Below are 7,294 nucleotides of genomic sequence, written 5' to 3'. Positions count from 1 at the left end.
GCCGCGTCGCCCCGCGGAGCTTAAGGGCGCCCTGGACTTCCGGAACGCGACCTTTGCCTTCGAGGACGCGCCGGACAAACCGATCCTGCGGGACATCACTTTGCACATCCTGCCCGGCGAAACCATGGCGCTGGTGGGCATCACCGGCAGCGGCAAGAGCGCCCTGCTCCAGCTGGTCCCCCGCCTGTTCGACGTCACCGCGGGAGCGGTAACTATCGACGGCGTGGACCTGCGGGACTTCAGCGTGGAGGACCTGCGCACGGTCGTCGCGGTGGCCTTCGAGGACACCACCCTGTTTTCCAGCTCGGTCCGGGACAACGTCCTGCTCGGCGTCCCGGCCGGGGAGTCCGCGGAGCGCCGCGAGGAGATCCTGGCCGAGGCGCTGGAGACCGCGCAGGCCCACTTCGCGTACTCGCTGCCGGAAGGCCTGGACACGCTGATCGGCGAGGAAGGGCTCAGCCTGTCCGGCGGGCAGCGGCAGCGCATCGCCCTGGCCCGGACCGTGGCCGCCAAACCGAAGGTCCTGGTCCTGGACGATCCGCTCTCCGCGCTGGACGTCAACACGGAAGAACTCGTTGAGGCGCGGCTGCGTGAAGTGCTCGCGGACACCACCACCCTGATCGTGGCGCACCGGCCCTCCACTGTGGCCCTGGCCGACCGGGTGGCCCTACTGGAGGACGGCAGGATCGCCGCCGTCGGCACCCACACCGAACTGCTCGCCACCAACAGCCACTACCGCTATGTGATCGCCAGCCTGGACCCGCAACCGCGGGACCTCGACTCCGAAATGTCCGCCCTCGAGGCCGAGGAGGTGTCCCGATGACCACGGCCACCTTCGGTACCGCCAACGAGGACAACGCGCATCTGTCCAAGTCCGAAAGCAAGGCCGTCCGGCGCCGCTCCCTGGCCCTGCTGGCCTCGCTGATCCGCCCGGTGCGGCTGCGCTTCTGGCTGACCATCGCCGCCGTCGTCCTGTCCCAGGCGGCCCGTGTGGCCGGGCCGGCGCTGATTGCCTTCGGCATCGACCGCGCCCTGCCCGCGTTGCGCGCCGGTGACAGCATCCCGCTGGTACTGGCCGGTGCCGCGTACCTCGCCGCCGCCGTCGCCACCGCCGGACTTACCGCCGTGTACGTGACGTCGACGGCGCGCCTGAGCCAGGCGATGCTGCTGGACCTGCGGGTCCGGGTCTTCCGGCAGACCCAGCGGCTGAGCCTGGAGTTCCACGAGAAATACACCTCGGGCCGCATCATCGCCCGGCAGACCTCTGACCTCGAGGCCCTCCGCGAACTCCTTGACTCCGGCGTCAGCTCCCTCGCCTCCGGGATGCTGTTTATGATCTTCACCGCGGTCACTGTGTTCGCCCTCGACTGGCGCAGCGGTCTCCTTGTGCTCGCCGCCGGCGTCCCCATGTATTTCCTGTCCCGCTGGTACCAGAAACACTCCCAGATCGCCTTCCGCGAGTCCCGCGTCGTTTCGGCCCGGCTCATTGTGCACTTCGTTGAGACCATGACCGGCATCCGCGCCGTCAAGGCCTTCCGCAAGGAACGCCAGAACGCCGGCCGCTACGCCGAACTCTCCGAGGAGTACCGCAAGGTCACGGTCCGGTCCATCAACCTCAACGGCGTCTTCCAGCCGGGGCTCGTGCTGATCGGCAACGTCTGCGTCGCCGTCGTTCTCCTGGTGGGCGGCTTCCGCGTCCTCAGCGGCGAACTGGCCGTGGGCGTGCTGCTGGCCCTGATCCTGTCCGCCAAGCGGTTCTTCCAGCCGGTGGAACAGATGGCGATGTTCTACAACTCCTTCCAGAGCGCGCAGGCGGCCCTGGAGAAGGTCTCGGGCCTGCTGGAGGAGGTGCCCACCGTCCGGCCGCCGAAGACCCCGGTTGCCCTGCCCTCGGCCAAGGGCAGCATCGAATTCAACAACGTCGAGTTCCGCTACGGCGACGGCCCGGTCATCATCCCCGCCCTGGACCTGCACATTCCCGCCGGCCAGACCGTGGCCCTGGTGGGCCAGACCGGTGCCGGGAAGTCGACCCTGGCCAAGCTGATCGCCCGCTTCTACGACGTCTCCTCGGGTTCCCTGACGCTCGACGGCGTGGACCTGCGGGAGCTGACGACGGCGGACCTGCGCCGCAACGTTGTGATGGTCACGCAGGAGGCCTTCCTGTTCAGCGGCTCGGTGGCGGACAACATCGCGCTGGGCCGGCCCGAGGCCTCCCGGCAGGAGATCGAGGACGCGGCACGGGCTGTGGGCGCCCACGAGTTCATCTCGGCCCTTCCCGACGGGTACGACACCGACGTCAACAAGCGCGGCGGCCGGGTCTCCGCCGGGCAGCGGCAGCTCATCAGCTTCGCCCGCGCCTTCCTGGCCCGCCCGGCCGTGCTGATCCTCGACGAGGCCACGTCCTCCCTGGACATCCCCTCCGAACGGATGGTCCAGTCCGGCCTGGCGAGCCTCCTGGCGGGCGTCAGCTCGGGCGAGGCGGGCCGGACCGCGCTGATCATCGCGCACCGGCTGTCCACCGTGGAGACCGCTGACCGCGTGCTGGTGGTCCATGACGGCAGGGTGGTGGAGGACGGCACCCCCGAGGAGCTGATCGGAGGCGGCGGCCGCTTCGCCAAGCTGCACGGCGCCTGGAAGGACTCGCTGGTCTAAGCCCCTCCCCCGCGAGGGCCCGCGGCCGATTCGCATCCGGAGCCCGGATCGGATACTCTTGTGAAGTTGCTTTTGAAGTAACGGATCGGGATGTGGCGCAGCTTGGTAGCGCGCGTCGTTCGGGACGACGAGGTCGCAGGTTCAAATCCTGTCATCCCGACCATTCAAAAGAGGGTCCTCCACTCGGAGGGCCCCCTTTTTTGTGCCCTACGAGTGCAGGAACCTCCCGACGGCGCGCGCACCGTACACCGCCGTCGAACACCATCGACTGCTGCGCAACCGCCGTTTAGACCCCTCAAAGGGCGGTTACGGAGCACTCGACACGGGTCCGGGCACGAAAAAGCCCCGGAACACCCTTGCGGGCATCCCGGGGCTTTCGGGAGAGTTGGTTACATCGGGTCCGGCCAGTTGCCGATGYYGGTGGWSTTGGMCATCGGRTCCGGCCAGTTACCAATAGCGGAAAGGCTGCTGGTGGAGCTCATCGGATCGGGCCAGTTGCCGATCGCCTGGGTGCTGTTGCTCATGGGGTCCGGCCAGTTACCAATGGCACTCACTGACAGTACTGCCGGAGCCGCTGCGGAGAACGCCAGGKCACCAGCCAAGGCGACAGACGCTGCAATCTTCTTAAACATGTGGGTTCCTCAATACGAGTCGGAAATACGCTTCGAAAAGTTACAAAGCAAGCACGAGCCCTTGTTGACATACATTGTAAAATTACTTGCACAGAGACTGTCAAGCATTTAGTACAAAGACTGTCCGGAATTAGGAGGAACCCGTGGGGAACGGATTCGGGGAGAAGCTCCGAGCGGAACGGCTGGAGCGCGGCCTGACGCAGGCGGAGCTGGGCAAGGACCTTTTCTCGCCCAGCTACATCTCGCTGCTGGAGACCGGCCGCCGTGAACCGACCGCGGATGTCATCGAAGAACTCGCCCGCCGGCTCGAGCTCGCCCCCAAGGCGCTGGAGGCCTGGAGCCAGCCCGTGTCCGTCAGCGACGCCGAATACGTGCTCGCCGGGCTGTACGCCCGTCAGGCCTGGGACCTGCGCGATTACCCGCTCGCCGCCAGCCATGCCGCCACCGCCGCCCAGATCGCCCTGGAAGGCAAGAACACCAGCGCCTGGTGGAACATGACCTACATGCAGGCCGAGTGCCTCATGAAGCAGGGCCACCTCAAGGAGTGCCAGGACCTGGTGCAGCGCTTGCTGGACCACCCGATGGCCGCCGAGTCGGCCGGTCTGGGCGTCCGCGCACGGCAGATGCTGGCCGCGGTGTGCCACGGCCAGGGCCAGCTGGCGGTCGCCGTCGAACACGCCCAGGAGGCGGTGCGGCTCTGCGCCCAGCTGCCCAAGGGTTCCACCCTGATCATCGGCGCCCTGCGCGCCCTGATCGGCGCCCTCGCCGAAAGCGGCCGGCTGGATGAGGCCTGGCAGTACTGCCAGGACATGAACGAGCAGATGGATGACCAGCCGATCTCCCAGCTCGCCGGCGAAGTCGCCTGGGTGATCGGGAACGTGGCCTTTATGCGGCACGACTACGCCGAGGGCATCAAGTACCACGAGAAAGCCGCCCAGCTGCTCTCCCCCGCGAACGACATCGACCTGTGGGCCCGGTTCAACAAGGCCTCAGCCGCGGTCCGGCTGTCCTCCGGGATTGTCGAGCCGGAGACCCTGTCCTCGATCGAGCGCGCCGAACTGGCCCTCTCGATCGTCGGCGGCAACAAGACGGACCGGCTGGAGGTCGCATTCATCCGGGCGCGCTGGCTCTACCTCACCGGGGATATCGTGGGCGCCGTGCAGAAGCTCCGGGAGATCCACGCCGAACGCGACGCGCTGGCCAAACACGTGGCCGGGGAGGTCGCCCTGCTGCTGGGCAAGGCGCTTAAGGCCGCCGGGGAGTCCGAGGAAGCACTCGTCTACCTGGACGAGGCCCAGAAGGAGTTCAGCGCGGCCGGCGCCTCGGACCGCGTGCAGCAGGCCATGGATGCGGTCCTGGAAATCCGGCTGGCCCAGCGCCGCGCCGAAGCCGCCGCTGCCGGCAAGTAGCAGGCTGCCGGCAGCGGGGCGGCGGCTAGCTGAAGCTGCGGCCGGTGAGCTTCTCGTACGCTTCGACGTAGCGGCTGCGGGTGCGGGCCACAACGTCGGCCGGGAGCGCCGGCGGCGGCGTGTCCGAGGCCTTGTCCCAGCCTGACTCGGCCGAGGTCAGCCAGTCGCGGACGTACTGCTTGTCGTACGAGGGCTGGGCCTTGYCCGGCTCGTAGGTGGCGGCGTCCCAGAACCGGGAGGAGTCCGGTGTCAGGACCTCATCGCCGAGGGTGATGACCCCGGTGGCGGGGTCGATGCCGAACTCCACCTTCGTGTCGGCCAGGACAATGCCGCGGGCGCGGGCGATCTCCTCGGCCTTGGTGTAGATCTCCAGGGTCAGCTCGCGGAGCCGCCCGGCGACGTCGTCGCCCACCAGTCCGACGACGGCGTCGTAGGTGATGTTCTCGTCGTGCTCGCCCACCTCGGCCTTAGCGGAGGGTGTGAAGATGGCCTCGGCGAGCCGAGACCCGTCCACCAGCCCCGCCGGCAGCGGAATGCTGCACACCGTGCCGGACTGCCGGTATTCGACCAGCCCGGAGCCCGTCAGGTAACCGCGGGCGATGCATTCGACCGGGAACATCTCGAGCTTCTTGCAGATCATGGCCCGGCCCTCCACCGCGGCCGGGACGCCGTCCGCCACAGTGGAGGCGAGGACGTGGTGCTCCACGCCCAGCTGTTCGAACCACCAGAGGCTCAGCTGGGTGAGGATGCGGCCCTTGTCCGGGATCTCGCTCGAGAGGACATGGTCGTAGGCGCTGATCCGGTCGCTGGCGACCACCAGCACACACTCACGGCCCAGGCGCTCGGTGATGGACGGGTCCGCCGGGACGTAGAGGTCCCGGACCTTGCCGGAGTAGACATGCCGCCAGCCGGGCAGGTCCAGGGTCTCGGTGTCCAGGCCGCCGGCGGGCATGGCCGATTCAGATGCGTTCATGCTCAGGCCTTCGCTTTCGCGACGGCGGCGGCCGTGCCGGGCGCCGCCACCTTGATTTCGCCGCGGGCGGCTTTGCCGCCGATGTCGGTGCGGAACTGTCCGCCGTCGAGTTGGACCAGTTCGACGCCGTCGTACGCCCGTTCACGGGCCTCCACGAGGTCCGTCCCAAGCGCCACAACGGCGAGGACGCGGCCGCCAGCGGAGACCACCTTGCCCTCCTCGTCGAGCCGGGTGCCGGCGTGGATCACGTGCACGCCCTCAATGGCTTCGACCTTCTTCAGGCCGCGGATCCGGTCCCCGGTCCGGGGGGTGCCGGGATAGTTTTCGGCGGCAACGACGACGGCGACGGCGGACTCCTTGGACCAGCGCAGCGGCTGCGCCTTCTCCAGTTCGCCCTTCGCGGCGGCCATCAGCAGGCCGCCGAGCGGCGTCTTGAGCCGCGACAGGACGGCCTGGGTCTCCGGGTCGCCGAAGCGGACGTTGAACTCGATGACCCTGGTGCCGCGGGAGGTCAGCGCGAGGCCCACGAAGAGGACCCCGACGAACGGGGTGCCGCGGAGGGCCATCTGGTTGACGGTGGGCTGCGCGACGCGGTCGATGACCTCCTGGACCAGGCCATCGGGAGCCCAGTCCAGCGGGGTGTAGGCGCCCATGCCGCCGGTGTTGGGGCCCTCGTCATTGTCGAAGATGCGTTTGAAGTCCTGCGCCGGGGACAGCGCGACGGTGGTGCTGCCGTCGCAGAGCACAAAGAGGGACACCTCGGGGCCGTCCAGGAATTCCTCGATGACCACTGTGCCGCCGGCGTCGAAGCAGGTCTGCGCGTGCGCCAGTGCCTCATCCCGGTTGCCGGTCACCACGACGCCCTTGCCGGCGGCCAGCCCGTCATCCTTTACGACGTAGGGGGCGCCGAAGGTGTCCAGCGCGTCGGCGGCCTCGGCGGCGTTGGACGCCACCCGGGCCATCGCGGTGGGCACGCCGGCCTCAGCCATGACCTCCTTGGCGAACGCTTTAGAGGCCTCGAGCTGCGCGGCGGCCTTGCTGGGACCAAAGACCGGGATGCCGGCGTCGCGCACGGCATCGGAGACACCTGCGGCCAGCGGGGCCTCGGGGCCCACCACAACGAGGTCGACGTCCAGCCGGGTGGCCAGCGCGGCGACGGCCTCGGGATTATTGTCGTCGATGGCGTGGGTGGGGACCAGCTTGCTGATGCCGGCGTTGCCCGGGGCCGCGTGGACCTCGGAAACATTCGGGTCGGCGAGCAGGGAACGGACAATGGCGTGTTCGCGGCCGCCGGGGCCGATGACAAGTACCTTCACAGTTCCCAAGGGTACTTTGTGGACCGCGCAGGCTCCTAAGCTGTGACCTGCCGCCGGACATGCCCATCCGCTGGCGGCGGCGGGACAATCCGCAGGCACCGCCGCTACGAACACCCTGTATGAAGACGCCCAGCACCCGGAAGCCCGGCACCACCACGCAGCCCAGCAAGCGGCCCGCGCTGCTCTCTGGACCTACCGCGCTCGCCGCCTTGGCGGGGGTGGTTTCGGCCGCCGTCGTGCTGGCCGTCGCGGAGCTGATCGGGGCCTTCTTTACGGCCCGCGCCACGCCCCTGATCGCCCTCGGTTCGACGT

The 7,294-nt window shown here is 68.6% G+C and carries 5 protein-coding genes, 1 tRNA gene and 1 pseudogene; 5 read left to right on the top strand and 2 right to left on the bottom strand.

Features of this window, described 5'->3' with window-relative positions; translation table 11 throughout:
- From AC1DHD_RS12060 to AC1DHD_RS12045, 4 genes are all read left to right on the top strand, one after another.
- The coding region (locus tag AC1DHD_RS12060; protein WP_476879941.1) for an ABC transporter ATP-binding protein at positions 1–823 on the top strand (823 nt) is incomplete at its 5' end.
- Positions 820–2,652, top strand: coding sequence for an ABC transporter ATP-binding protein (locus AC1DHD_RS12055; protein WP_476879940.1), 1,833 nt, complete (start codon positions 820–822; stop codon positions 2,650–2,652). The genes AC1DHD_RS12060 and AC1DHD_RS12055, both read left to right, overlap by 4 nt.
- A gap of 86 nt (positions 2,653–2,738) precedes the next feature.
- A tRNA-Pro gene (locus AC1DHD_RS12050) sits at positions 2,739–2,815 on the top strand.
- 612 nt (positions 2,816–3,427) lie between these two features.
- A complete protein-coding gene (locus AC1DHD_RS12045) occupies positions 3,428–4,693 on the top strand; it encodes a helix-turn-helix domain-containing protein (protein ID WP_476879939.1) in 1,266 nt (421 codons plus the stop codon).
- 25 nt (positions 4,694–4,718) lie between these two features.
- On the opposite strand, the gene AC1DHD_RS12040 is transcribed toward AC1DHD_RS12045, so the two are convergent.
- A complete protein-coding gene (locus tag AC1DHD_RS12040; RefSeq protein WP_476879938.1) occupies positions 4,719–5,666 on the bottom strand; it encodes a phosphoribosylaminoimidazolesuccinocarboxamide synthase in 948 nt (315 codons plus the stop codon).
- A 2-nt stretch (positions 5,667–5,668) separates the two neighbouring features.
- Complete coding sequence (gene purD, locus AC1DHD_RS12035; RefSeq protein WP_476879937.1) at positions 5,669–6,982, bottom strand: phosphoribosylamine--glycine ligase; 1,314 nt, start codon at positions 6,980–6,982, stop codon at positions 5,669–5,671.
- A 119-nt stretch (positions 6,983–7,101) separates the two neighbouring features.
- Here purD and AC1DHD_RS12030 point away from each other — a divergent pair.
- Positions 7,102–7,294, top strand: a pseudogene (locus tag AC1DHD_RS12030) (hypothetical protein); the annotation flags it as partial.

It is taken from the genome of Arthrobacter sp. 05L45_2 (assembly GCF_056397525.1).
This window is presented reverse-complemented; position numbering and strand designations above follow the sequence as displayed.

Bases quoted from the DNA above. Each gene is read 5' to 3' on its own strand.
- AC1DHD_RS12055 (WP_476879940.1), top strand. From the start codon at position 820: ATGACCACGGCCACCTTCGGTACCGCCAACGAGGACAACGCGCATCTG.